22 protein-coding genes are annotated in these 26027 nt (G+C 60.0%); 12 read left to right on the top strand and 10 right to left on the bottom strand.

From position 1 onward, the window contains the following. The first annotated feature begins 114 nt into the window (after positions 1 to 114). From O3S81_RS10050 to O3S81_RS10015, 8 genes are all read left to right on the top strand, one after another. Positions 115 to 1014, top strand: a complete 900-nt coding sequence (locus O3S81_RS10050; RefSeq protein WP_269342810.1) for a LysR family transcriptional regulator — start codon at positions 115 to 117, stop codon at positions 1012 to 1014. A 157-nt stretch (positions 1015 to 1171) separates the two neighbouring features. After that, positions 1172 to 3460 carry an NADP-dependent malic enzyme gene (locus tag O3S81_RS10045; RefSeq protein WP_269342809.1) on the top strand — a complete coding sequence of 763 codons (2289 nt, stop codon included), beginning with the start codon at positions 1172 to 1174 and terminating at the stop codon, positions 3458 to 3460. A gap of 279 nt (positions 3461 to 3739) precedes the next feature. Further along, on the top strand, positions 3740 to 4579 hold the full coding sequence (locus O3S81_RS10040; protein ID WP_269342808.1) for a transporter substrate-binding domain-containing protein: 840 nt from the start codon (positions 3740 to 3742) through the stop codon (positions 4577 to 4579). Between the two features lie 272 nt (positions 4580 to 4851). Beyond that, positions 4852 to 5595, top strand: a complete 744-nt coding sequence (locus O3S81_RS10035; RefSeq protein ID WP_269342807.1) for an amino acid ABC transporter permease — start codon at positions 4852 to 4854, stop codon at positions 5593 to 5595. Next, complete coding sequence (locus tag O3S81_RS10030) at positions 5592 to 6374, top strand: amino acid ABC transporter permease (RefSeq protein ID WP_269342806.1); 783 nt, start codon at positions 5592 to 5594, stop codon at positions 6372 to 6374. The genes O3S81_RS10035 and O3S81_RS10030 overlap by 4 nt, the downstream gene beginning before the upstream one ends. Before the next feature lie 12 nt (positions 6375 to 6386). Beyond that, the gene (locus O3S81_RS10025) at positions 6387 to 7202 is read left to right on the top strand and encodes an amino acid ABC transporter ATP-binding protein (protein ID WP_269342805.1); all 816 of its coding nucleotides are present in this window, start codon (positions 6387 to 6389) and stop codon (positions 7200 to 7202) included. Positions 7203 to 7206: 4 nt separating this feature from the next. Beyond that, positions 7207 to 8553, top strand: coding sequence for an MmgE/PrpD family protein (locus O3S81_RS10020; RefSeq protein WP_269342804.1), 1347 nt, complete (start codon positions 7207 to 7209; stop codon positions 8551 to 8553). A gap of 26 nt (positions 8554 to 8579) precedes the next feature. Beyond that, positions 8580 to 9890: an LLM class flavin-dependent oxidoreductase gene (locus O3S81_RS10015; RefSeq protein WP_269342803.1), complete on the top strand. Its 1311-nt coding sequence runs from the start codon at positions 8580 to 8582 to the stop codon at positions 9888 to 9890. Between the two features lie 32 nt (positions 9891 to 9922). Here the strand turns inward: O3S81_RS10015 and O3S81_RS10010 are convergent, their stop codons facing one another. Next, positions 9923 to 10621: a protein-L-isoaspartate O-methyltransferase family protein gene (locus O3S81_RS10010; protein ID WP_269342802.1), complete on the bottom strand. Its 699-nt coding sequence runs from the start codon at positions 10619 to 10621 to the stop codon at positions 9923 to 9925. 349 nt (positions 10622 to 10970) lie between these two features. After that, complete coding sequence (locus O3S81_RS10005) at positions 10971 to 12707, bottom strand: methyl-accepting chemotaxis protein (RefSeq protein ID WP_269342801.1); 1737 nt, start codon at positions 12705 to 12707, stop codon at positions 10971 to 10973. Positions 12708 to 12990: 283 nt separating this feature from the next. On the opposite strand from O3S81_RS10005, the gene O3S81_RS10000 reads away from it, so the two are divergent. Continuing rightward, positions 12991 to 14244: an NAD(P)/FAD-dependent oxidoreductase gene (locus O3S81_RS10000; RefSeq protein WP_269342800.1), complete on the top strand. Its 1254-nt coding sequence runs from the start codon at positions 12991 to 12993 to the stop codon at positions 14242 to 14244. Between the two features lie 44 nt (positions 14245 to 14288). Here the strand turns inward: O3S81_RS10000 and O3S81_RS09995 are convergent, their stop codons facing one another. Beyond that, the gene (locus O3S81_RS09995; protein ID WP_269342799.1) at positions 14289 to 14822 is read right to left on the bottom strand and encodes a hypothetical protein; all 534 of its coding nucleotides are present in this window, start codon (positions 14820 to 14822) and stop codon (positions 14289 to 14291) included. Between the two features lie 69 nt (positions 14823 to 14891). Then, positions 14892 to 15116 carry an aa3-type cytochrome c oxidase subunit IV gene (locus O3S81_RS09990; protein ID WP_269342798.1) on the bottom strand — a complete coding sequence of 75 codons (225 nt, stop codon included), beginning with the start codon at positions 15114 to 15116 and terminating at the stop codon, positions 14892 to 14894. A gap of 413 nt (positions 15117 to 15529) precedes the next feature. Here O3S81_RS09990 and O3S81_RS09985 point away from each other — a divergent pair, with 413 nt between their 5' ends. Continuing rightward, a complete protein-coding gene (locus tag O3S81_RS09985; RefSeq protein ID WP_269342797.1) occupies positions 15530 to 16069 on the top strand; it encodes a TRAP transporter small permease subunit in 540 nt (179 codons plus the stop codon). A 32-nt stretch (positions 16070 to 16101) separates the two neighbouring features. Next, positions 16102 to 17571 (top strand): TRAP transporter large permease, encoded by a 1470-nt coding sequence (locus tag O3S81_RS09980; protein ID WP_269342796.1) that lies wholly within the window; start codon positions 16102 to 16104, stop codon positions 17569 to 17571. A gap of 387 nt (positions 17572 to 17958) precedes the next feature. Here the strand turns inward: O3S81_RS09980 and O3S81_RS09975 are convergent, their stop codons facing one another. Beyond that, positions 17959 to 19053 carry a TRAP transporter substrate-binding protein gene (locus tag O3S81_RS09975; protein ID WP_269342794.1) on the bottom strand — a complete coding sequence of 365 codons (1095 nt, stop codon included), beginning with the start codon at positions 19051 to 19053 and terminating at the stop codon, positions 17959 to 17961. Positions 19054 to 19347: 294 nt separating this feature from the next. Here O3S81_RS09975 and O3S81_RS09970 point away from each other — a divergent pair, with 294 nt between their 5' ends. Then, positions 19348 to 20103, top strand: a complete 756-nt coding sequence (locus O3S81_RS09970) for a gamma-glutamyl-gamma-aminobutyrate hydrolase family protein (protein WP_269342793.1) — start codon at positions 19348 to 19350, stop codon at positions 20101 to 20103. 74 nt (positions 20104 to 20177) lie between these two features. Here the strand turns inward: O3S81_RS09970 and O3S81_RS09965 are convergent, their stop codons facing one another. From O3S81_RS09965 to O3S81_RS09945, 5 genes are all read right to left on the bottom strand, one after another. After that, on the bottom strand, positions 20178 to 21206 hold the full coding sequence (locus O3S81_RS09965; RefSeq protein ID WP_269342792.1) for an ABC transporter permease: 1029 nt from the start codon (positions 21204 to 21206) through the stop codon (positions 20178 to 20180). 32 nt (positions 21207 to 21238) lie between these two features. Further along, positions 21239 to 22780, bottom strand: a complete 1542-nt coding sequence (locus O3S81_RS09960) for a sugar ABC transporter ATP-binding protein (protein ID WP_269342791.1) — start codon at positions 22778 to 22780, stop codon at positions 21239 to 21241. A 241-nt stretch (positions 22781 to 23021) separates the two neighbouring features. After that, positions 23022 to 23951, bottom strand: coding sequence for a sugar ABC transporter substrate-binding protein (locus O3S81_RS09955; RefSeq protein WP_269342790.1), 930 nt, complete (start codon positions 23949 to 23951; stop codon positions 23022 to 23024). A 532-nt stretch (positions 23952 to 24483) separates the two neighbouring features. Beyond that, positions 24484 to 25194, bottom strand: coding sequence for a ribonuclease activity regulator RraA (locus tag O3S81_RS09950; protein ID WP_269342788.1), 711 nt, complete (start codon positions 25192 to 25194; stop codon positions 24484 to 24486). A 33-nt stretch (positions 25195 to 25227) separates the two neighbouring features. Beyond that, positions 25228 to 26025: an NAD-dependent epimerase/dehydratase family protein gene (locus O3S81_RS09945; protein ID WP_269342787.1), complete on the bottom strand. Its 798-nt coding sequence runs from the start codon at positions 26023 to 26025 to the stop codon at positions 25228 to 25230. Between the last annotated feature and the right edge of the window lie 2 nt (positions 26026 to 26027).

Below are 26027 nucleotides of genomic sequence, written 5' to 3'. Positions count from 1 at the left end.
ACCCTGGCTGCGGTATAACGTCGCCTGCGACAAGATGACAATGCGCAAGACGGGCAATTTTGATAAGCTGAGCTTATACTACGTCCGACCGACAACACAAAGACCCGTCCGCCGATGGATATTCGTCAACTTACAATCTTCGTGGAAGCCGCAAGGGCGCAAAACTTCCGTGCCGCCGCCCTTCAGCTCGGCATTGCCCAGCCCGCCGTTACCCAGCGCATCCGGCAACTGGAGGAAAATCTCGGCTTCAAGCTTTTTCAGCGCATCAATCGCGGTGTGGAACTTACCCAGGCGGGGCAATCCATGCTCATCGAGGCGGAGGAAATCCTCGCCCGCACCCAGGGCGCACTGGAAAAGGCGCAGCAGATAAGGCGCGGCCAGCTCGGCACGCTGCGTATAGGATATGGCACCAGCGTGATGGCGGAACGCAAACTGCCAGCGCTGATCACCCGCTACAGCGATGAAAACCGCGATGTGACGATGGAACTCCTGCCCGGCATGACGATGGAACAGCTGATCGAGCAGGTGGCGACACGCAAGACCGATGTGGCCTTCATTCGCGCACCGCTGCCGCTGTTGCCACAGACCTTGAGGGCCATGCCCTTCGACCGCTCGAAATTATGCGTCGCCGTGCCCGAGCAGCATGCGCTTGCCGCCCGCTCCCGGGTCCCGGTCAGCGATATCGTGCGGGAAAAACTGCTGCTGCCGGTTGACGAGATCGGCCTCGGCCTCAGCAGCAGTGCGCTTTCGCTGTTCGAGGATGCCGGCTGCGAGCCGCAGATTGGCATGCGCATTGCCAACGTCAATACGATCCTTGCGCTCGTGGAAGCGGGTGCCGGAATTTCCATCCTGCCGGAAAGCACGGTGCGCGCCACGCGGGGCATCACCGCCGTGCCGCTGGAGAGCGCGGATGCCTGGTCCGATTGCATGCTGGTCGTCCGGCGCGGCGCGCTCGCCCTCCATGTGGACGCCTTCGTGAATATGGCGCGGCAGGCCTATCGACCCCGCCTCTAACGTGAACCGAGAACTAATCGATTGAATCGGCCACTAATTTCATCACGGCTCATTTTGCTGCACTGAACAACATTCAAGGCTTGGCAGGCGCGCGAAAAATACAATAACAACGACGGATATTTTTACACGATTATCGACAGGAAAGCGCACACAGCCCATGTCCGACACGACCAAGCCCGCCAGCACCAGAACATCGGTTACGGATCAGGAAGCCCTGGATTTCCACGCGGACGGCAGACCCGGCAAACTGGAAATAACCCCGACCAAGCCGATGGCGACGCAGCGGGATCTGTCACTCGCCTATTCGCCGGGCGTGGCCGTGCCGGTGAAAGCCATCGCCGAAAATCCGGCGAGTGCTTACGATTATACGACGCGCGGCAACATGGTTGCGGTCATCTCCAACGGCACCGCGATCCTCGGCCTCGGCAATCTCGGCGCGCTCGCCTCCAAGCCTGTCATGGAAGGCAAGTCGGTCCTCTTCAAGCGCTTTGCCGATGTCGATTCCATCGATCTCGAGGTCGATACCGAAGACGCGGATGAGTTCATCAATTGCGTGCGCTATCTCGGCCCCTCCTTCGGCGGCATCAATCTGGAAGACATCAAGGCGCCGGAATGTTTCATCATCGAAAGCCGCCTGCGCGAGCTGATGGACATTCCCGTTTTCCATGACGACCAGCACGGCACCGCCATCATTGCCGCAGCCGGCCTCATCAACGCCATCGAACTGACCGGCCGCGACTTCAAGACCACGAAGCTCGTCTGCAACGGCGCGGGCGCTGCGGCCATCGCCTGCATGGACCTCATCAAGGCCATGGGTTTCAACCCGGACAACATCACGCTCTGCGATACCAAGGGCGTGATCTATCAGGGCCGCACCGAAGGCATGAACCAGTGGAAATCCGCCCATGCGGTGAAAACCGACAACCGCACGCTGGCCGAAGCCATGAAGGGTGCGGACGTGGTGTTCGGCCTCTCGCAGAAGGGAGCCTTCACCGAAGAGATGATCCGCTCCATGGCAAAGAAGCCGATCATCTTCGCCATGGCCAATCCGGACCCGGAAATCACGCCGGAAGAAGTGTCGCGCGTCCGCGACGACGCCATCATGGCGACGGGCCGTTCGGACTATCCGAACCAGGTCAACAACGTCCTCGGCTTTCCCTATATCTTCCGCGGCGCGCTCGATGTCCGCGCCCGCCAGATCAACGACGCAATGAAGATCGCCGCCGCACAGGCGCTGGCCGATCTGGCCCGCGAGGATGTGCCTGACGATGTGGCTGCCGCCTATCAGGGCAACCGTCCGCGTTTCGGGCCGCAATATATCATTCCGGTTCCCTTCGATCCGCGCCTGATCTCGGCCATTCCGGTGGCAGTCGCCAAAGCCGCCATCGAAACCGGTGTCGCCCAGCGCGAATTGCCGGATCTCGACGCCTATGCCCGTGAACTTTCCGCCCGCCGCGATCCGATGGCTTCGACGACGCAGCGCCTTTACGAACGCGTGCGCCGCTCGCCGAAGCGCGTGGTCTTTGCCGAAGCGGAAGAGGAACAGGTCATGCGCGCGGCGATTTCGTTCACCGCGCAGGGCCTCGGCACCGCCATCCTGCTCGGCCGCGACGACATCATCAAGGCCAATGCGGAGCGCGCCGGCATCGATCTCGACCGCGCCAATATCGAGATCACCAATGCGCGCCTTTCCAGCCGCGTCGATGCCTATGTCGATTATCTTTATGCGCGCCTGCAGCGCGGCGGTTTCCTGCTGCGCGACGTGCAGCGCCTGGTCCACAACGACCGCAACCATTTCGCCGCCTGTATGGTGGCGATGGGCGATGCGGATGCCGTGGTCACGGGTGTGACCCGCAACTATTCGACCGCGCTGGAAGATATCCGCCGCTGCATCAACACCAAGCCCGGCCATCGCGTCATTGGCGTTTCGCTGGTCGTCTCGCGCAACCGCACCGTCTTTGTGGCCGATACCGCCGTGCATGACATGCCGAATGCGGAAGACCTTGCCGATATCGCCGAAGAAGCAGCCGGCCTCGCCCGTCGTTTCGGCTACGAGCCGCGTGTGGCCATGCTCGCCTATTCCACCTTCGGCCAGCCGGTCGGCGAACGCTCCGACAAGGTGCGCGAGGCGGTGAAAATCCTCGACAGGCGCAATGTCAATTTCGAGGTCGAAGGCGAAATGTCGGCTGATGTGGCGCTGAACCACCACCGCATGCAGAGCCAGTACCCCTTTGCCCGGCTTTCCGGCCCGGCCAATGTGCTGGTCATGCCCGCCATCCATTCCGCCTCGATCTCCACCAAGATGCTGCAGGAACTGGGTGGTGCCACCGTCATCGGCCCGCTCCTCGTCGGCCTGGACAAATCCGTGCAGATCACCTCGATGGGCGCGAAGGACAGCGATATCGTTAATATGGCGGCGATCGCGGCCTATAATGCCGGTCGCTGAGGCGGGCTGAACGTTACGGCGCTTTTCTTCTCCCCGCCGGGGAGAAGAAACAAGCGGCATTCGATCGCTCCCCCACTGACCATCTGGCGCTTCTGTGGCCAGGGGCAAACAGCGGCGACAAAGAACAGGATTCTACGATTTCCTATTATTAGGATATTTTTTCGCCCCTGAGGCTTTATTGGAACGCGATTTTATTCATATTATTTTTTGCGCAATGCCAATTCTCGCTCTTGGCGGGTGCCTCATGTAGTTTCCACCTACACTCAAAAGGAAATACCCATGGCCCTCTCTTTCTCCAGACTAGCCGCAAAACTCATCGCCGGAACCGTCGTCATCGCTTCGATGGCCACCGCCGCGCACGCGGATGCAACGCTCGACCGGATCAAGGGTCGCGGCAAGCTGACCGTCGGCGTCATCCTCTCCGGCGCGCCTTTCGGCTTCATCGATCCTAAGACGCAGGAGCAGAAGGGCCTCAACATCGACGTCGCCAAGGCGCTTGCCGCCGGCCTCGGTGTTGAACTCGTCACCGAGACGGTGACCCCGCCCAACCGCGTGCAGTTCCTGCAGCAGGGCAAGGTCGATATCCTCATCGCCAACATGCAATACACCGAAGAGCGCGCCAAAACGCTCGGCTACGTGCCGACCCCCTATGACCGCCAGGGTGGTGCTGCCATCGGCCGCAAGGATTCGGGCATCAAGGACTGGCCGGATCTGAAAGGCAAGATCGCCTGCGTTTCGCAAGGCTCAAACTACACCCAGCCGCTGATCGAGCAATATGGCGCCCAGGTGAAGGCCCTGCCGAGCCAGCCGGAATCGCTGCTGGCGCTGAAGGGCGGCAATTGCGACGTCTCCGTTCACGTCAACGGCACTCTGAGCCTGATGCTTCAGGACCGCGCCGACGAGTGGAAGGATTACGGCATCCTCATCCCCACCGACCTCATCCCGTCGGATTCCGTCATCTGGCTACGCAAGGGCGAAAACGACACGCAGGCCGCCCTCGACAAGATCGTCAAGGAGCTGCACGCTTCCGGCAAAATGATCGAATTCGCCAAGGCCAACCGCCTGCCGAGCATCGGCTATATGGAAGAACAGCAGAAGAAGCTTTCGGCCGCGCAATAAGGGACTGGGCAGTTCCGGTCACTCCGGGCTTGATCCGGGCTCCAGCGCGATCAAGCACCTGATCGAAAAAGGTCGTTCACGGCGCGGAGACGTCGTGGCTGGATGCCGGGTTCCACGTCCGGCATGACGCAGGAACGTCTGCCATCGAGGCGTTTTACCCTAACCCCAGAGAACGGCTGGTTTCGCCCGCCGTTCTTTTCTGCTTTATAGCAAGACAGGCCATTTCTGGCGCCGTCCGCCGGGCGGCACCGCGACAACAGCATGGATTTCCAATGCAGGATGCATTTATAGCGCGCTTCATAGAACTGGCCGCGCATATCGGCCTCAACTATGACTTTCTGAACAGCGGCTACGAGGTTCAGATCTGGCTCGATGGCATGAAGATGACGCTCATTCTCGTTGCCGTCACCTTGCCGCTCAGCCTCGTCTTCGGCTTCATTTTCGCGGCCATGCTCACCTCCGGCAAGACCTGGCTCGCCGGCCCGGTGCGCGCCTATGTGGAACTGACGCGCAACACGCCGACGCTGGTGCAGCTGATGTGCGGTTTCCTCGTACTCAACATGCTGATTTCCAATGCGCTGGGCGGTGCGCAAAACAATCCGCTGACCCCGTTCTTCTGGGTCGTCGCCATCACCGGCCTGCATGTTGCCGCCTTCCACGCGGAAGCGTTGCGCGGCGGTATCGAGGCGGTGCCGGCCACCACCATCGAGGCGGCGCGCGCGATCGGTTTCAGTTCGTTCGAAATCCTGCGTTATGTGGAGTTTCCGCTGGCGATCCGCACGGCGCTGCCATCCATCATCAACAATCTCGTCAATCTGGTGAAGCTCACCACGGTCGGCTCGGCCATTGCGGTGGGTGAAATCACCTATGCCTCGATCCTGATCTGGACGCAGCGCGACAATGTGGTCGAGCTGATGATCGTCATCCTCATCTTCTTCAGCGTCATCAATTTCATCGTCGCAAGGGTCGGTCTCTGGCTTGAACGGCGTCTCGCAGTTCCGGGGTTCGGTCAATGAGCGCGGTGGTTTCTCCAACACAGGTGGCGAAAAAGCCGCCGTTCGGCACCATTCTGCTGCTCGGTGTGTTGATTGCCGTCATCCTGTGGCTGATCCTCGATCCCTCGCTCGGGCAGGTGCTGCTGCAATGGCTGCCCTATCTCGGCAAGGGTTTTGCCATGAATGTGCTGATCAGCGTTCTGGCGATCGCCATTGGCACCTTCATCGGCGTCCTTCTCGGCATCATGGAGCTAGCGCCCTATCGCCTGGTGCGTGCGCCGGCGCTGACCTATGTGCAGGTTTTCCGCAATGCCCCGCATCTGGTGCTGATTTTTGCCGCGACCTACATCTTCCCCTTCGAGATCGTCGCCTTCGGCAATTACATTCCCTTCCCGGACTGGATCAAGGCCGTCGTCGGTCTCGCCATTCCGGCGAGCGCCCACATCGCGGAAATCACCCGTGGCGCCATCCAGTCCATTCCGACCGCGCAATGGGAAGCAGCGCAGGGGCTGGGCTTTTCGCGTAACCAGACGCTGCGCTGGATCATCCTGCCGCAATGCGTGAAACGTTCGCTGCCGCCATGGATGAACCTTTACGCATCGATCACCATGGGCACGGCGCTTGCCTCGCTGGTCGGCGTGCATGAGCTTCTGCATGCCGCCACGGATGCCAGCACCGCCGTGCAGCGCAACGATTTCACCGTCGTGGTCTATCTCACCGTGCTGATGGCGTTCTTCCTGTTCTGCTATCCCGTCTCCCGTTTCACGCAGCGCCTCGAGCGGCGCTTCGCCTCCCGCTGATTGGAACAAGCCATGTCCGCATCCGCACCACAAACCGCCGCCAACGCCCCCGCCGCCGCAGCATTGGTCGAACTGGAGGGCATACACCTGTCCTTCGGCGACAATCAGGTTCTCAAGGGCATCGATCTGACCGTCAACAAGGGTGACGCCGTTTCCATCATCGGCCCTTCCGGCTCGGGCAAGTCCACGATCCTGCGCTGCATCAACGGCCTGCTCATTCCGCAATCGGGCAAGATCACCGTCGGCGGCACCCGGGTCGACCAATTGAAGACCGAGGCTGAGCGCATCGCGCTGCGCAAGCGCATCGGTATCGTCTTCCAGCAGTTCAACCTTTTCCCTCATCTGACGGTGATGGAAAACATCACCATTGCGCCGATCAAGATTCTCGGCACGCCCAAGGCGGAAGCGGAACGCCATGCCCGCGAATTGCTGGAAAAAGTGCGTCTTTCCCAGAAGGTGGACGCCTATCCCGGCCAGCTTTCCGGCGGTCAACAGCAGCGTGTCGCCATTGCCCGCGCACTCGCCATGCGGCCGGAGCTGGTGCTGTTCGATGAAGTGACCTCGGCGCTCGACCCGGAAACGGTCGGCGAAGTGCTCGCCGTCATCCGTGATCTCGTCAATGACGGCATGACCAGCATTCTCGTCACCCACGAAATGCGCTTCGCCGAGGAAATCAGCGACAAGGTCGTCTTTACCGAAAACGGCCTGATCGTCGATCAGGGCACGCCCGACCACATCTTCTACAAGTCGACCAATCCGCGCATCAATGCCTTCGTCAAGGGTCTCGGCGGACAGGTGGCGCGGGTGACCGACGGCGAAGGGATTTGATGCCATGACCGCCGATGAGAAACTCACCCTGCATCTGGCCGAAGCCATCGCCGCCTCCGATCCGCTGCGTGACGAAGAGGCAGTCACAATCGCCCGCACGGCGCTGATCGATTTTTTCGCCTGTGTATTGGGCGGCGCTGCCGACAGAAGCACGAAAATCCTGATCGACAGCTTTACTCCCGGCACATCCGGCACGGCGGGCATCATCGGCCACGATCTGCACACCGATGCCTTTACCGCCGCCCTCATCAACGGCCATGCGGGCCATGTGCTGGATTATGATGATGTCCATGGCAGCGTGCGTGGCCACCCCACCGTCGCCATCATTCCCGCGCTGCTGACTGTTGCGGTCGAGGAAGGTTCGACGGCGGATGCCTTCATTGCCGCCTACATCGTCGGGCTGGAGACCATGGCGCGTCTCGGCCTGTCGCTAGGCACCAAGCACTACGAAAACGGCTTCCACGCCACCGCCACGCTCGGCCCGATCGGCGCTGCGGCGGCCATCGCCCATCTTCTGAAGTTCGATCCGCAGACCACGGCCGTGGCGCTTGGCCTTGCCGCCACGCAATCGGCCGGGCTTCGCCTGCAATTCGGCTACGATGCCAAGCCGCTGCATGCCGGGCTCGCCACACGCGCCGGCCTCACCGCCGCGCGGCTGGCGCGCGCCGGTTTTCAGGGTGCCCCGGATTTTCTGGAGAACCCCATCGGCTTTTATTCCGCCTTCGCCTTCGGCGCCGAGCAGCCGAAACGGGTTCTCTCCGGCTGGGGCGCACCCTGGCAGATCGTTTCGCCCGGTCTCACCCTCAAGGCTTTTCCCTGCTGCACCGCCGCCCATCCCGTCGCCGTCGGCGCACTGGCGCTGCGCAGCGGACATGAGCTGACACCCGACGAAATCGAAACGATCGTCATCACCTTCCCGCCGGGGGGCGATGCCGCCCTTGTCGGGCCGGCCACGCCCACGACCGGCATCGATGCGCGTTTCAGCCCTGAATATGTCTTTGCCGCCGCCTTGACGGACGGAGCGCTCGGTATCGGCCATTTCGACGAGCGCCCGACACGCGCCGACCTGCTTGCCCTTTCCGCAAAAGTCTCGCGTCGCCATGACGAGACGGCGCGCCGCCTCTCACCCGATCCGACCACCCGTTTTGTGGTCATCGATGTGACGAAGAAGGATGGCACGGTGCTCTCGCGCCGTATCGATGGCCTGCCGGGCATCGATGATCCGACGGAAAAATTCGCCGACGCCACCGGCAGCAATGAAAAATTCGCCGGAATTCCGGCACTGGTGCGGAGCATGAAGACCGCAGCCGACCTCAGAAAGCTCGAAACGCTTCTGGTATCGCAAATATAACTCGACCGACATGAAGGCATGACCCCATGACCACTACGACCCGCAAAAGACAGATGCATCTCGGCCTTTTCCTCCAAGGCGCCGGACACCACGTTTCCGGCTGGCGTCACCCCGATGCGGAAGCCGGCAGCGAGAATTTCGACCTCTTGACCCGTGTTACGAAAATGGCGGAAGCCGCGAAGTTCGACATGGTGTTTCTGGCCGACGGCCTGACCAGCGGCGTCGACGCCCATCCCTCGATGATTGCCCGCTTCGAACCGCTGACCCTGCTTGCCGCACTTGCCATGGTGACCGACAGGATCGGCCTGGCCGCCACCGCCTCCACCACCTATGGCGAGCCCTACCATACCGCCCGTGCCTTTGCGTCCATCGATCATCTGAGCCACGGCCGCGCCGCCTGGAACATCGTCACCACCTCCTATGCCCGCACGGCGGCCAATTTCTCCAAGGACCATCCCGAGCATGACGAGCGTTATGCGGTGGCGGAAGAATATGTGAATGTCGTTCGCGGCCTGTGGGACAGCTGGGATGACGACGCCTTCGTCAAGGACAAGCAGGCGGGCCGTTACGTCGATCCGGAAAAGGTCCATATTCTCAACCACGAGGGCAAATATTTCACGGTCAAGGGACCGCTCAACATTCCGCGTTCGCCGCAGGGCCACCCGGTTCTCATTCAGGCCGGTTCCTCCGGACCGGGGCAGGACCTTGCTGCCCGCACCGCCGATATCGTCTTCACCGCCCAGCAGGCGATTTCCGAAGCACAGGCCTTCTATACCAGCCTCAAGGCGCGGGTGGCGAAATTCGGCCGCGATCCGGCCAGCGTTGCCGTCATGCCCGGCTTCATGCCGATCATCGGCCGTAGCTTCGAGGAGGCCGGTGAAAAGCTGAAGGAACTGAACCGCTGGACGGACATCAAGAGCGCCATGCCGCTGCTTGAAGAACGCATCGGCCACAGCCTGGCCGACTATGATCTCGACGGCCCGCTGCCCGACCTGCCGATCTCCGACCAGCTGCGCAGCCGCGCCGAACTTCTGACCGAACTCGCACGCCGCGAAAAACTGACGATCCGCGAACTGGCGCTGCGCGTTGCCGCGGGCCGCGGCCACCATATCGTCATGGGCACGGCCAAGGAGGTGGCGGACCGGATGCAGGATTGGTTCGAAAACGGCGCGGCCGACGGCTTCAACGTCATGCCGCCCTTCTTCCCCGGCGGGCTGGAGGAATTCAACCGCGAAGTCGTGCCGCTTCTGCAGGAGCGCGGCCTGTTCCGCAGGGAATACGAAGGGTCTACGCTGCGCGAGCATCTCGGTATCGCAAGACCGGCCCTGCGGGGATAGGCAAGAGCTTCCCCGGCCTGCGCGTTTACAGCCTATGGGTTGGGTCCATGCGCGCCGGCCGTGGAAAACCAGACGTCGGGGAATATAGCGACAGCCGTATCATCGGGCGCTTGATCCGCTGTCAGGCGGAGCGAGCGGATGGCTCGCGTTTCGGACATGCTGGGCGCTCTCGCGCAGAGGCGCGCATCCGATGCGCCGATACAGGGAATAAACCGCACCGGCATCAAAGGCCGCGCAATGAAAGCGGATTGCTCGCGCGTCACCAGCATAGCGACGCCGATGCCCTCGGCAGGCTGCCATGGAAAAATCATCCGGCCACCCGGTTTGAGCGCCTGTAGCCACGCCACGGGCGGCACAACGACGCCGGCATTGACGTAAATCAGATCGGATGCCGGAAGAGGCAGCAGGGTTGCATCACCCTGCGTCAGAAAAACACCTTCGAAAGGCTTGAGGTTTTCCTGTGCCCGTCTGGCAAGGCTTTCCTCAATCTCAAAAGCGTGAACGCTGCCGCCCGGCAATGCCAATAGCGACAGGATTGCCGTATAATAACCCGTCCCCGCACCGATATGGGATATGGTATCACCAGCTTTCGGACAGGCGGCACCGATCCAGCTCGCATGCAGCAGGGGCTCCCCGTTGTTGATATCCTTACTGGCATCAAGGGCTACAAGCACGTTCTGATAGATATGGACAGGGTTGGCGCTCGGGGTTTCGATATAGCGGCGGTTCACCCTGATCTTCCATGGTCCCGGTCCAAGAAATATCTCACGCGGGACCAGTTCGAAGATCCGTTCAAGCCTCTCATCCGTGGAGTTGCTGGCCGCCGCCATCATTCTGGCGTGAAAGGCACGAACATCATCCAGATTGGAACGAAACGGGGGAATCGCAATCTCCCTTCATCCTCAGTCGCGGCATTTTCGATTGAAACGATATTTTGCGCGGTGACTGTGGCAACGTTTTGAAGTGGGGGCGTCAACACCTTTAAGCCCCCGCCTATATTCCTTCTTTAAAACCAGATTTCAAACCCTATCGACCATGGGATTGCAGGGCGCGCACGATCTCCGGCGCGCCCGCTTTCTCCTACGCCGCAGAGCGCTGGAGAACAGTATCTGCGCCGTTCCGCGCCGAAACCGTCCTTGCGGTGGATGATCCGTCTTCGCGCTGCACCGTGCGGCGGTTCAGCTTGAACAGGCTGACAAGCTGCGCCAGTGCATCGGCGCCCTGCGCCAGCGTGGTGCTGATAACCGTGGTGCGGGCGCTCATTGCCGCGTTCTCCTGCGTCATCCGGTCCAGCCGGTTGACCGCCTTGTTGATCTCGCTGATGCCGACCGCCTGTTCATCCGCCGCCTTGGCGATCATGTCGACATTGCCGTCAATATGCCTGACCAGCGCATCGATCTGCTTCAACGCCTCGCCGGTCTCGCCCACCAGCCTGACGCCTTCCAGAACCTCGGTGCCGGAATTGTTGATCAGCGCCTTGATTTCCTTGGCGGCATTGGCGGAACGCTGCGCCAGCTCGCGCACTTCCTGCGCCACCACGGCAAAGCCCTTGCCGGCTTCGCCCGCACGAGCGGCTTCCACGCCGGCATTCAGCGCCAGCAGGTTGGTCTGGAAGGCGATTTCATCGATCACGCCAATGATCTGGCTGATTTCCCGCGATGCCGTCTCGATACGCTGCATGGCATCGACCGTGCGCTCAACGACTTCGGTGGAAGCCACGGTGGATGTCCGCGCGCTCTGGACGAGTTTGCGCGTCTCTTTCATGTTTTCAGTCGACGAACGAACGGTCGAGGTGATTTCTTCAAGTGCTGCCGAGGTTTCCTCAAGCGCTACCGCCTGCTCGCGAGAACGTTCAGCGAGATTGACGGAAGCTTCGCTGACTTCCTGGCTGCTGCGGGTCAGATCACCGGTCTGGCCGAGGACGTTCTCCAACGTCTTCTGGAATTCGGCGATGGACTTGTTGAAATCGCGCCGCAGCCTTTCGAACTCGCCGACGAACGGCTTGTCCAGCGTAACGCGGATATTGCATTGCGAAAGCCGCTCGAGCGCCGCACCAAGTTCCTCGACCGCATGCACCCGGTCCGTCACGTCGAAAGCGAATTTCACCACCTTGAAGACGCGGCCCCGGTCATCGATGATCGGATTGTAGGAGGCCTGAATGAAAACGCGGCGGCCTTCCTTGCCAAGCCGCATGAACTGTCCGGTGGAAAAGCGGCCCATGCGAAGCTCTTCCCAGAAATTCCGGTAATCCTGCGACTGGGTATAGGCCGGCTCGCAGAATATCGAATGATGTTTGCCGATGATTTCTTCCGCCGTGTAACCCAGCGTCGCGAGGAAATTTTCGTTGGCGCCGAGGATTTTTCCGTCTGGCGTAAATTCAATCATGGCCTGCGCCCGGGAAAGTGCGGCCAGCTTGCCATCATCCTCGGCACTCTTGCGCTTCATCGCGGTGATATCGGTGGCAATCTTGACCACCTTGTACGGCTTGCCGAAACGGAACACCGGGTTGTAGGAGGCTTCGATCCAGATTTCATCGCCATTTTTGGCCAGGCGCCGGTACTGACCCTGATCATATTCGCCGCGCGACAGCTTCGCCCAGAAGGTCTTGTATTCAGGCGAGGAGGCATCTTCGGCAGACAGGAACATGCTGTGGGAGCGCCCAACGATTTCAGACTGCTGATAACCGACAGCCTTGCAGAAATTATCGTTCGCTTTCAAAATCTTGCCGGTCAGGTCGAACTCGATGATAGCCTGCGAACGGCTGAGCGCATCAAGCACCGAAGAAGCGTCCAGACCAAATTTGGAAAAGTGAGACATATGTTTGAACCCCCAGCGGTAACCAATATGCGGACCTCCTCCACCCCTTAAATATCAGGATGAAAACGGTCGGCCTGCCCGCCCGCGAAACTAGTGGCACACCGTTAAATTGCGATTAATGATGAGTCATAACTATTAACCTGGGCACGCCGTTCAGCCCGGCCGGAAACCGCTTATTTGCCACAGTGCTTATATTTCTGCGGCAGCGGCACGTTGCGGCCTTTCATCAGCACCGCATTCGTTGTTATGGCGGGGTTGAAAGATTTGTGTTGCAGGAGCGCCGATGACCAAAACCCTGAAATGCGATGTGCTGGTGATCGGCACCGGCATTATCGGTTCCATGGCGGCGCTTTATCTGCAGAATGCCGGACGCGAGGTGGTGCTTCTGGAACGTGGCGAGGTTGCCCGCGGCGCCAGTTCCGGTAATGCAGGCATATTGGCCTTTCCGGAAATCATTCCCATTCCATCGCCCGGCATCATGAAAAAAGCGCCGCGCTGGCTGTTCGATCCGCTCGGCCCGCTCAGCGTGCCGCCTGCCTATGCGGCGAAGATCGCGCCCTGGCTGTGGCGTTTCTGGCGCGCCAGCGCCGAACGCAACTTTCGTCACGGGCTGAAATCCCTTACTGACATCAACCGGCTGGCGGCCACGGAAATGGCCCATGTCGCCGCCATGCCGGAACTTTCATCGTTCGTTTTGAAAACCGGCACGCTCGATCTTTACGACAGCGAGGCAAGCCTCAATGCCGCCCGCAAGGATTGGGACGAAAAGGAAAGCGCCGGCTATTCCTTCGAACGCATCGGCCGCAACGAAATCGAGGAGCTGCAACCGGGTCTCGCGCCGCAGTTCCGCCACGCCGTGTTTTCGCCGAATGGCCTGCAGGTCTCCGATCCCTACGATTTCACCCGTGCCATCTTCGATCTGGTGCTCGCCCGTGGCGCCAGCCTGCGCAAGGGTGAGGCCGAACGCATCGACGCCGTCGGCGAAAGCACGATCGTGACGCTGGAAAACGGCGACAAGATCGACGCCGACAAAGTGGTGATCGCCGGCGGCGCGTGGTCGAAAAAGCTTGCCGCGACGCTTGGCAACATCGTGCCGCTGGAGACCGAACGCGGCTACAACACCACCCTGCCCGCCAACGCCTTCAACCTGACGCGCCAGCTTTATTTCAACGACCATGGCTTCGTCGTCACCCCGCTATCGACGGGCATTCGTGTTGGCGGCGCCGTCGAACTCGGCGGGCTCGAACTGAAACCGAATTTCCGCCGAGCAGAGGCCATGTTGAAGAAGGCGGGACGTTTCCTGCCCGGTATCAAGCTGGAAGGCGGACGGCAATGGATGGGCTTCCGTCCGTCCATGCCGGACTGTCTTCCCGTCATCGGCACGGCCCGCGCCACGCCCTCCGTCATCTATGCCTTCGGCCACGGCCATCTGGGGCTGACACAATCGGCAGCGACAGCCCGTCTCGTCACGCAGTTAGCCAGTGGCGAGGAGACGGCAATTTCGGTCGACCCCTTCCGTCCGGGGCGCTTTTCCTGAGTGAAGGCCGTTCGCCGGCAAGGCCGCACCTTTGAGAATGCGGGCTATTTCACCGGCTGCATGGAACCGTCGGGAAACGTCACGTCGGCGAAGGACGGATAGACCTTGCGCAAGATGGCGACCTGCTGCTGGTCGCTGACCCGCAGCAAATACCACGCCGTGCCGTCCATCAGCGCCAGCGTGTGTGATTTCGCCTCGATCGTCTGGCCGCCGGTTTCCATCACTGTCTTCGTCGGAACGAGCGCATAGGGTGTTCCATCCGGCGTTTGCGCAAGGCTGATCGCCTGCGTATCCATGGTGAATTCGGTTATCTTGACCGCCGCGAGCGCCATCTGCATCTGCGTGGTCAGGGCGCTGCGCAGCTGCTCCACGGTAACGCCCGCATCGCTTGCGATGAATTCAAAGATTTTTGGCGGCACCGTCTTGCTGACGACCTCGAAATCCTGTGCGCTCAAAGCCGTCTGAAATCGCTCAATCTGTGTGCGAAGACTATCCTGCTCAGCAGACGAGAGATCGCGTGACAAAGCAGGATGCGCAATCGCCACCAGCAGAAACAGACAATATAGCAGACGCTTCATGGCTTGGCCTTTCCGGTTATCCGGCGTCGCCCGGTCCCCGGAACGGGAACCGCTCATGAACGGGATTGTTCAGCGCAGCAGAAAGAAACCCGCTGCCGACAGTACGACGAAGACGACCAGACCACCAAGGAAGCCGGCGGAGGTGAAGAAACCCGCGACCATGGCCAGCATCAGCACGCACAACATCATTGTGCCGTACTTCGTCAAGGCCAGAAAACCGTTATAGGTCTTTTCGTGCTCGGCGTAGTTCATCTCGGCGCCGACTTCGACAGGACCCGTGTGGTGTTCACTCATTCCGCTTCCCCTTTGCTCCATCCGTCATGCCCGTCGCGCGGGACATTTTGCCCGCGGACGATCGTGGGGCAATGCCGGATTCTCCGTAGCCAGACCTAACATGAAGTCGCCGAAAAGCGCAATGCGTTCCGCGCGAAAGTGCGGCGATGGCATGCACTATGACCGCTGCTGCGGGCAAAACATGCCGTCCGGCAACATTCTTTCGTAAACGGTTGAAAATGGCGGTCGCTCGCGCTGTTTCGTGGCGGTTTCGGTTGCTTTTCGGACCGCCTGACCATACACGGATTCTGTGGGGAGGAACTCCGGAACTTGTGGCAGCGGATGCGCGTGGAGGCGTGGCCGCCGCAAGGGCATGGGGCTTTGCTCTCCGCCATAAACCCGCAAAGGGCCCGAAAAGGGAAGAGGGGAAAGTCATGAAATCGCTTTTAAAACTAAGTGCGCTGATAGACCTTGCAAGTGAAGCTCTGGGCAAGGTCGCCGGCTATCTCGTGCTCATCTGCTGCCTCGTCAGCGCCGGCAATGCCATGGTCCGTTACACTTTCAACTACAGTTCTAACGGCTGGCTGGAAATCCAGTGGTACATGTTCGCCTTCATCGTGCTGATCGGCGCATCCTATACGCTGCGGATGAACGAACATGTGCGGGTGGACATCATTTATGGCGCTATTTCACCGCGCAGCCGCATCTGGGTGGATATTATCGGCATCGTGCTCTTCCTGCTGCCGGGCTGCTTTTATCTTGCCTGGCTTTCCTGGCCCATGTTCACGCTGTCCTGGCATCAGAGCGAAATGTCCTCCAATGCCGGAGGCCTCATCCGCTGGCCGGTGAAGCTCGTCATCTTCGCAGGTTTCGCCCTCCTGGTTCTTCAGGGATTTTCCGAACTCATCAAGCGCATAGGCGCCCTCAACGGGCTTTATGCGCTGGATACGAAGTACGAAAAGCCCCTGCAATGATCGCGCCGATCTGAACCTTCAGGATATTTCCCATGTTTGAATATGGCATTCTTCCACCACTGATGTTCCTCGGCATGATCATCTTCATGCTTTACGGATTTCCGGTTGCTTTCTCGCTTGCCACCGTCGGCCTCGTTTTCGGCGTCATCGGCATCTTCACCGAGCATTTTTCGCCGGCCTTTCTTCAGGCGCTGCCGCTGCGCATCTTCGGCATCGTCTCGAACGACCTGCTGCTGGCCATTCCCTTCTTCACCTTCATGGGAGCGATCCTTGAGCGATGTGGCCTCGCCGAGGATCTGCTTGAGGGAACCGGCAAGCTGTTTGGTGCCATTCCCGGCGGCCTCGCCTATGCCGTCATCATTGTCGGCGCGATCCTCGGTGCCATCACCGGCACGGTCGCCGCATCCGTCATCACCATGGGCGTCATCTCGCTGCCGATCATGCTGAAATACGGGTATAATCCGCGGCTTGCCACCGGTGTCATCGCGGCCTCGGGAACGATAACCCAGGTCATTCCGCCCTCGCTCGTGCTGATCGTCCTTGCCGACCAGCTCGGCAAATCCGTGGGCGACATGTATCTCGGCGCGATCGGTCCTTCGATCCTGCAGGTCGCGATCTTCATGCTGTTCATCCTCTTCATGTCGGTCGTGCGGCCCAAGGACTTGCCGGCCCTGCCGCCGGAAGCGCGTGGAGAACTCAACCGCGCGCTGGTATTCCGCGTGCTGGCTGGCATGATCCCGTCCATCGTGCTGATCTTCCTCGTGCTCGGCACCATCTTCCTTGGCCTTGCAACGCCGACCGAAGCGGGGGCGCTCGGTGTCGTGGGCGCGATGGCGCTTGCGGCAGCACATCGCCGCCTCACCTGGGACCTCATCAAGCAGGGCATGCATTCCACCATGCATATCACCTCGATGGTGGTGTTCATTCTGGTCGGCGCCACCTGCTTCTCTCTCGTCTTCCAGGGCATGGACGGTTCTCTGTGGATCGAGCACATGTTGTCGGGCATTCCGGGCGGCCCCATCGGCTTCCTGATCTTCGTCAACATCTTCATCTTCTTCCTCGCCTTCTTCCTCGACTTCTTCGAGATCGCCTTCATCGTCATTCCGATGCTGGCGCCGATCGCCCAGTCGCTTGGCATCGATCTCATCTGGTTCGGCGTGCTGATCTGCATCAACATGCAGACGAGCTTCATGCATCCGCCCTTCGGATTTGCCCTGTTTTACCTGCGCTCCATCGCGCCGCGCACGGTCAAGACATCGGATATCTACATGGGCGCCATCCCATGGCTCGGCATGCAGCTCATCCTCGTCGCCATCGTGATCTTCTGGCCGGAATCCGTCACCTACTGGATCGACAAGGCGCCCGACGTGGATCTGAACTCCATCAAGATCGAGGTGCCCGCCTTCGGTAATCAGGGCGGCAACACCATGCCCAATTTCGGCCAGCCGGGCGGGTTGCCGGGCATGCCGAATCTCGGCGAGCCGCCGAAGATCGGGCCTTGACCGGCGTCTTGTAAGGGCTGGGCGAAACGCTTATAGTTGCGGAGTGGAAGACAGGGTTGCACCCCTGCCTTCCGTTTATTCTCTTTAGAAATTGAACCGGACATTCACTGACCAGCCTGTCCGGTTTTTCCTAATGACGAATGCAATGCTCAGCGTTTTCCACATCGCATCACCTCCACAGTTGAGAGCAGGGCCTTTGCCGAGGTCGGCGTGGCCAATCCCCGCCGACGCTCCGGCTGGTCACGGAACCTGCTGCTTTTGCTCACAACAGACCCGATCGTAAATCATCCTTTGTTGTCGGACGCGTGAAGGCATGTGCACACAACAAAAACCCCGGAGACCGAAATCTCCGAGGCTTTTGCCCGGTCCGCCGCCGTTACCGAATAATCAGAGCTTGCCGTTACGCTGCTGGATCATCATGAACGTATCGAAAGTATATTCCGCAAGCTGCATCCACAGATAACCCTCGCGCTTGAAGGCGACCTGGTCCTCATAGATCTTCTTGAAGTCAGGGTTGGACGCCGAAATGTTGGCGTAAACTTCAAGTGCCGCCTTATAGCAGGCTTCGAGGATTTCCTGGCTGAAGGGCCGGAGCACCGCACCTTCCGAAACCAGCTGCTTGATGGCGATCGGATTTTTCGCGTCGTATTTCGCCATCATGCTGGTGTTGGCGAAGGCGCAGGCATCCTGAAGCGCCATCTGGTAGTTCTTCGGCAGGCTGTTCCACTTGTCCAGATTGACGAAGGAATGGATAACCGGGCCGCCTTCCCAGAAAGCGGGATAATAATAATATTTCGCCACCTTCTGGAAGCCGAGCTTGTGGTCGTCATAAGGACCGACCCATTCCGCGGCGTCGATGGTACCTTTTTCCAGCGCCGGATAGATGTCGCCGCCGGCGATCTGTTGCGGCACGACGCCGAGCTTTTCCACCACCTTGCCGGCAAGACCGGCAATGCGCATCTTCACGCCCTTGAAATCGTCGACCGTGTTGATTTCCTTGCGGAACCAACCACCCATCTGGGCGCCGGTGTTGCCTGAGATCATGCCGTAGAGATTGTGCTTGGCGTAAAACTCGTTGAGCAGCTTGTTGCCGTTGCCTTCATAGAACCAGGAGTTGGTCAGGCGGGCATTGAGGCCGAAGGGTATCGCCGTACCGATGGCGAAGGTCGGATCCTTGCCGACGTAATAATAGGAGCAGGTGTGGCACATTTCCACGGTGCCCGAGGAGACGGCATCGGCCGCCTGCAGGCCTGGCACGATTTCACCGGCGGCAAAGGGCTGGATGGTGAAATTGCCATCGGTTGCGGCCGCAACGTGTTTGGCAATATCTTCCGCGCCGCCATAAATCGTGTCGAGCGATTTCGGAAACGACGACGTCAGGCGCCAGTTGATCTTGGTGTTCTGCTGTGCAATGGCGGGCGCGGCCAGAGCAGTTGCTGCTCCCGCAAGCGCACCTTTTTTCATAAAGGAACGGCGATCCATCTATATCCTCCCAGATATGAACGCTGCCCGCAGCTTTGAATTCCCCTCGTTGCTGTTCAGGCATCGCAGCAAAGTAAGCACGGTTACCGGTCAGCTGACAAGCACCCGCATCAAGAATTAATCACGGAAAAACCGGCCTTTTCGGGAACTCAGCTTCGCATTTTATTTGCAACTGAAATATCTCGGCACCACCTCATACTTTAGGCGCATATATGGCCTGCAGACCGCAAAACACATGCTTGACTCGGCCAGCCGGCAGTCGCACAAATTTCGAAGATTCGCCCCGGAGCCACCATGCCAAAACCCATTATCGCCGTTCCTGCCGACATCCGGCATTTCGCCGGAGCCGACTGGCACGCCGCGCAAAACCAGTATGTTTCCGCCGCATTGAAAGTGGCGGGTGTGATGTCCTTCATCGTCCCGGCCTTCGAGGACGGTAACGAGGTCGACGCAATTCTCGACCGGGTGGACGGTCTGCTCGTGTCCGGATCCGCCACCAATGTCCACCCTGCCCTCTATGGAAAAGAGGCGCAGGAAAGCGACGGTCCCTTCGATCCGGGCCGCGACGCCACCAGCCTGCCGCTCATCCGCCGTGCCATCGAGCGCGGTATCCCCATGCTCGCGATCTGCCGCGGCATTCAGGAGCTGAATGTTGCGCTGGGCGGCACGCTGGCTTCAGAAATTCAGGAACAGCCCGGCATATGGGACCATCGCAAGCCGGAACATGACGACCGCGATGTCGCCTTCGCCATTCGCCAGCCCGTATATGTGCGGGAAGGCACCTGCATTGCCGAACATCTCGGCATGTCGGGTGAAATCCAGATCAATTCGCTGCACCGGCAGGCGATTGCCGAGACCGCACCGCGCTTGCAGGTGGAAGCGACGGCCGAAGACGGCACCATCGAGGCCGTTTCCGTCATGGACGCCAAAGGCTTTGCCGTTGGCGTGCAGTGGCATCCGGAATATTGGGCCGAGACGGATGCGCCCTCGCGGGCCCTCTTCGAGGCATTTGGCAAGGCTGTTCACGCTTATCGGAACAGCAAGGCCTGAACCTTTGCCCCGTTTCATTCACCCATAAAAAAGGGGCAAGCCCGAAAGCTTGCCCCAAGGTCTGGGAGGAGGACTTAGCGCTTTGCGCGTTTCTTCTGCCGGTAGACGTCGGCGACAACGGCGGCCACGATGATCAGGCCCTTGACGATTTCCTGGTAATAGGCATCCACCCGGAGGAAGGTGAAGCCGGATGTCATGACGCCGAGAATGATGGTGCCGATGACCGTTCCGGTAATGCGGCCGGCGCCACCGGAAAGCGACGTGCCGCCGATGACCGCTGCGGCGATGGCATCGAGTTCATACATCACGCCCATGCCGGCCTGCGCCGTCTGTGCACGGGCAGCGGTGACGACACCGGCGAGACCGGCCAGCAGACCGGCAATGGCGTAGACCTTGATCAGATGCGCTTCGATGTTGATACCGGAAACGCGGGCCGCCTGCTGGTTGGCGCCGATGGCGTAGGTGAACTTGCCGTAACGCGTATAACGCAGCGCCACATGGAAGATGACGGCGACGACGAGGAACACCACGACCGGCCAGATGCCCGTGCCGATGAAGTTGAACCCATCCGTCAGGCCGGAAATCGGCTGACCCTTCGTATACCACTTGGAAAGACCACGCGCAGTCACCATCATGCCGAGTGTTGCGATGAAGGGTGGAATTTTGGTCCGGGCAATAAGCTGCCCGTTGATGAAGCCAGCAAGGGCGCCGGCCAATACGCCAACGGCCAGCGGGATGAAGAAGGGCAGATCGGTCAACCCCGGATAAAGGGCCCGCGGCCATGTGGATGATTGCCCGACGCTGGCGGACAACATCGCCGTCAGGCCGACGACGGAGCCGGAGGAAAGGTCGATACCGCCGGTGATGATGACTTGCGTCACGCCGACGGCGATGATGCCGATCACCGACACCTGCAGGATCATGATCGTCAGGCGCTGCTGGTTCATCAAAAAGCTCTGGCCGATGAAAATCCAGCCGAGAATTTCATAAACCAGCGCGATGCCAATCAGTACGAAAAAGATATTGGCCTCGGGCGGGATGCGCCGGTGCGGCTTGCGTCCGGACTTTGCATCCAACTCCACGTTGGCGGCGTTCGTAGTCATAATCGTTCCTCCTCGAGAAATCCCGGCGCGCCTCACCGCGATGCGAGATCCATCACTTTCACCTGTGTGGCTTCACTTCTATCAAGGAAGCCCGTCACCCGACCTTCATGCATGACCATGACACGGTCGCTCATACCCAGAACCTCCGGCATTTCGGAGGAAATCATGATGACGGCAACGCCCTGGCGCGCCATCTCGCAAACCAGCTTGTGAATTTCCGCCTTGGCGCCGACATCGATGCCGCGCGTCGGCTCATCCAGAATGAGAATGCGCGGCTTGGTCAGCATCCAGCGGCCGATCAGCACCTTCTGCTGGTTGCCGCCCGACAGGTTCTCGATGCGCTCGTAAAGATGCGGCGTCTTGACCCGGAGCTTGCGGCACATCTCCTCGCAGGCATCCGACAGTGCGCTTTCCTGCACGAAACCATTGGCGACGTATTTGTCCTGCAGCACGGCGATCTGCATATTCTCGAGAATATTGAGAATGAGCAGGCACCCGGTATCCTTACGGTCCTCAGTCAGGAACGCCATGCGATGACGGATCGCCTCGGTCGGGCTGCCGATCGAAACCTGTTTGCCGTCGATTGCAACGGTGCCCGATGATGCGGGTGTGACACCGAACACCGTCTCGGCGACATTGGAACGTCCCGAACCGACAAGACCCGCGACACCGAGAATCTCACCGGCCCGAACCTCGAAAGAGACGTCGTGGAACACGCCGTCGAGCGTGAGGTTCTTGACCGACAGCACGACGTCACCAATCGGAACCTCTTCCTTCGGGAACATCTGGGTGATTTCGCGACCCACCATCATGCGGATGATATCGTCGCGCGTCACGTCGGTGGAAGCGTGGGTGCCGATGTATTTACCGTCGCGGAACACGGAAAACTCGTCGGCGATCTCGAACAGCTCGTTCATCTTGTGAGTGATGTAGACGATGCCGATACCGCGTTCACGGAGGTCGCGGATGATGCGGAAGAGATGCTCGACCTCGCGCTCCGTCAGCGCTGATGTCGGCTCATCCATGATGAGAACGTCGGAATCGTAGGAAACCGCCTTGGCGATCTCCACCATCTGCCGGCTGGCCACCGAAAGCTCGCCGACGCGGGTTTCCGGGTCGAGATCGATGCCAAGCCTTTGCAGCAACGCCTCGGTGCGGCGATACATTTCGCCATGGTCGATGAAGCCAAGCCGGTTTTTCGGCTCACGGCGAATCCAGATGTTTTCGGCGACCGTCATATAGGCCATCAGGTTCAGTTCCTGATGGATCATGGCTATGCCGTTTTCCAATGCATCAAGCGGGGAATCGAGCCTTATACCGGCGCCTTTCAGGCGGATTTCGCCGCCATCCGGCTGGTAGATGCCGGCCAGAATCTTCATCAGCGTCGACTTGCCGGCACCGTTTTCGCCCATCAGCGCATGCACGGTGCCGCGCTTGAGGTGGAACGAAACATCGTCCAGCGCCACGACGCCTGGAAATTCCTTGCGTATGCCTTCCGCCGCGAGAAGAAACTCCGCATTCGGCACGGCTCCGCTGGCGCGCACGGCGGCCATTGTCGATGGACTGACGACCATCTCATCCTCCACAATAGACAAAAATGACCGGAGACAGGACTTTGCCAAACAGCACGCCTCGCCTCCGGGGAGGCTTACAGCGCCGTGTCGGTCACGACAAAATGGGCGCTGTAACATTTTGAATTCACTGGAATTCAATCGCAATCCACGCACGCGCCGAAGCTTGTTCTCCGGCACCGTCGAAAACCGGCATCCGCCTCCGATATCACCTGAAACGGGCGCAGATGCCGGAAAGCGGCCTTTAGTTCTTGGCCACGTAGTCCTTGACGTTTTCAGGCGTGACGAGCTGGAAGGGAATGTAGACCTTCTTCTCGATCTTGTCGCCCTTGACGAGCTTCAGCGCGGCATCGAGCGCGCCCTTGCCCTGTCCTGCGGCATCCTGGAAGACCGTAACGTCAAGATCGCCGGCCTGCATGGCGGCAAGCGCGTCCTGCGTCGCATCCACACCGGCGACGACATAATCCTTCATGTCCTTGCCCGCGGATTTCAGCGCCTGAAGGGCGCCGATGGCCATTTCGTCGTTGTTGGCGATGACGGCATTGAACTCGACGCCGCTGGAAAGCCAGTTGGTGACGAGGTCGGAACCCTGAGTGCGCTGCCAGTTTGCGGTCTGTTCTTCCACGATCGAAATACCCTTGCATTCGTCGGTTTTCAGAACATCGTGAACCGCCTGCGTGCGCATGCGAGCGCCCTGGTTGGACAATTCGCCCATCATGACGACGGCCTTGCCCTTGCCACCGAGAAGGCGGCAGACTTCCTTGGTTTCCAGCGTGCCGGCAACTGTTTCTTCAGAAGCCACAAATGCCTGGCCATCCGGCAGGCTGTCGACGTTCACCGGCTGGCGGTTGACGTAAACCAGCGGGATTTTCGCATCGGCGGCGAGCTTCGACATGGCCGCGGTCGCATCCGTATCGACCGGGTTGACGATGATCGCGTCGACCTTGGAAGCGATGAAATTCTGAATCTGGCTCTGCTGCTTGGCAACGTCGTTCTGCGCGTCCTCGACCTGCAGGGTGACGCCCTTCAGCTCCTTGGAATAATCCTGCATGCCGTTACGCAGCACGGTCAGGAAGTTGTCGTCGAACAGCGCCATCGAGACTCCAACGGTCTCCGCATGTGCCGCCGTGCCGAGAAGCACAGACATGGCTGCGCCGATGATAAGCTTCTTCATTTGTTTTTTCTCCTCCATGGCGTCCGGCGCCACCTCTCCCAGCCGGAAGCGAACCCGAGAGCCCGCCGCTACCTCCTCACATCCAGAAAACGGAATAATGAAACCGATTTTCTGTTTGTTCGATATATTTATTCCATTTTTGGTCCGAACGTCAATGCTTTCTTCACGGCAGCGCCGCAAAGCGGCACACAACGCGGTGATGAAAGGTGTTTCCGCAAAGACAGATGCACCGCATTCCGCCTTGAGAATGCGGGATGCCGTTCAAATCCTTATGAAATTTTGTCGGAAGCCGCCGGAGGAGCCGCTGGGGAACTCAACGTTCCGCAGGCTGCGATGCCGCCTCGTAAACCCTATCGTAGGTTGCAGGCTGTTCTACGGGAGACGCAGACACGTCGAACAGGGAGAGCACCCTGACGTTCAAACATCCCGGAATGGGCGGTGAGATTCCATTTCGGAAACCTGTTCCGAAAGTTCTATTGCGAACGCCGCGCGGGGGTGATCCGCGCGGCGAAAGCCTTGGCTGGCTTTGGGCTCAGCGGTTGTTCTTCTTGCGCCATTCGGCAAAGGCCGTCTGGTGCTCTTCCTTCGTGCAGGGATAAAGCCCGATGATGGTCTGGCCCGCCTTGACCTGTTCCACCACGAAATCTTCGTAAGCCGTCATTTCCACCGCTTCCGTCGCCACTTCATCGGCAATGCCGGCGGGGATGACGATGACGCAATCCGCGTCGCCGACGATGATGTCGCCGGGGAAAACCGGCGCATCACCGCAGCCAATCGGGCCGTTGATTTCGATCGCCTCGTGTTTGGTGAGGTTGGTCGGGCTGGAGGGCCGGGTGTGGTAGGCCGGAATATCCAGCTCGGCTATGGTGGCCGCATCACGGAAACCACCGTCGGAAACGATGCCGGCACCGCCGCGAACCATCAGGCGCGTGACCAGAATATCGCCGGCCGAGGCGGCAGTGGCGTCCTTGCGGCTGTCCATGACGAGCACATGGCCCGGCGGGCAGGTTTCGATGGCGACGCGCTGCGGATGGGCGGGATTGCGGAATTCGACAAGCTGGTTGCGGTCTTCGCGGGCCGGCATGTAGCGCAGGGTAAAGGCCGGGCCCACCATGTTCTTGCCCTTGTAACCCAGTGGGCGCACGCCCTGGATGACCTGGTTGCGCAGGCCACGCTTGTAAAGCGCCGTCGCCAGCGTGGCGACGGAAATCGTCAGCAGTTTTTCGCGCGTTTCATTGTTCATGTCTGTCTCCTCGCAATGGCGGATAAATGCGTTTCAGGTTCTGTGAATGGGCTCGTCGATAAAAACGCCGCCCTGATATTTCGCGATCGCGGCCTCCGGATCGGGGCGCGGCACATCGCGTTCGATTTCCGCCCGGTAGTGTGCGGCATTGTCGCGGCGCTGCCAGCCGAGAAAATCAACATGGGAATTATCCCACCAGCTGTCGTCATTGGCTGAAACGCCCCAGATGACCGGGCATCCGAGTTTCGGCGCGCGGAATGTGGCCTCGATCAGCGAGACGAAGTCGCCGTAGCTGAGCCAGGTCGACAACATCCGCCAGTTGGTGGGTTTTTCTTCGCAGGAGCCTATGCGGACAATCGCCGTCTCCTGCCCGAATTTGGAATGATAGAGGCTCGCCATCGCCTCGCCGAAAATCTTCGAGACGCCATAAAGGCCATCAGGCAGAAAGGGTGTCTCGGGCGCAAGCTGCTTGCCCTGCGGATGATAACCGATCGTGTGGTTGCTGGAGGCGAACAGAATACGCGGCATGCCGTTCAGCCGTGCGGCCTCGTAGAGATTATAAACCCCACGCAGATTGGCGGCCTCGATCGGGTCGAATGCCCTTTCCACGGAAATTCCGCCGAGATGGACGATGCCATCGCAATCCTTGACGAGATCGTGCACCGCCTGCTCGTCTTCCAGCGCGCAGGCAACGAGCTCTTCGTGAGGGGCTGGCGTACCGAGATCAACGACATCGGAAAGGCGGATGGTCTCGGCGACATGGCCAAGCCGTCCGCGCAGCATGCTGCCCAGCTTGCCGCCGGCACCGGTGATGAGCAATCGCTTCAACATGT

It is taken from the genome of Agrobacterium sp. SOY23, from assembly GCF_027212525.1.
Taxonomy (GTDB): Bacteria; Pseudomonadota; Alphaproteobacteria; order Rhizobiales; family Rhizobiaceae; genus Agrobacterium; species Agrobacterium tumefaciens_I.
Note: the sequence above shows the minus strand (reverse complement) of the source record. Positions and strands in the feature narration are given on the sequence as shown.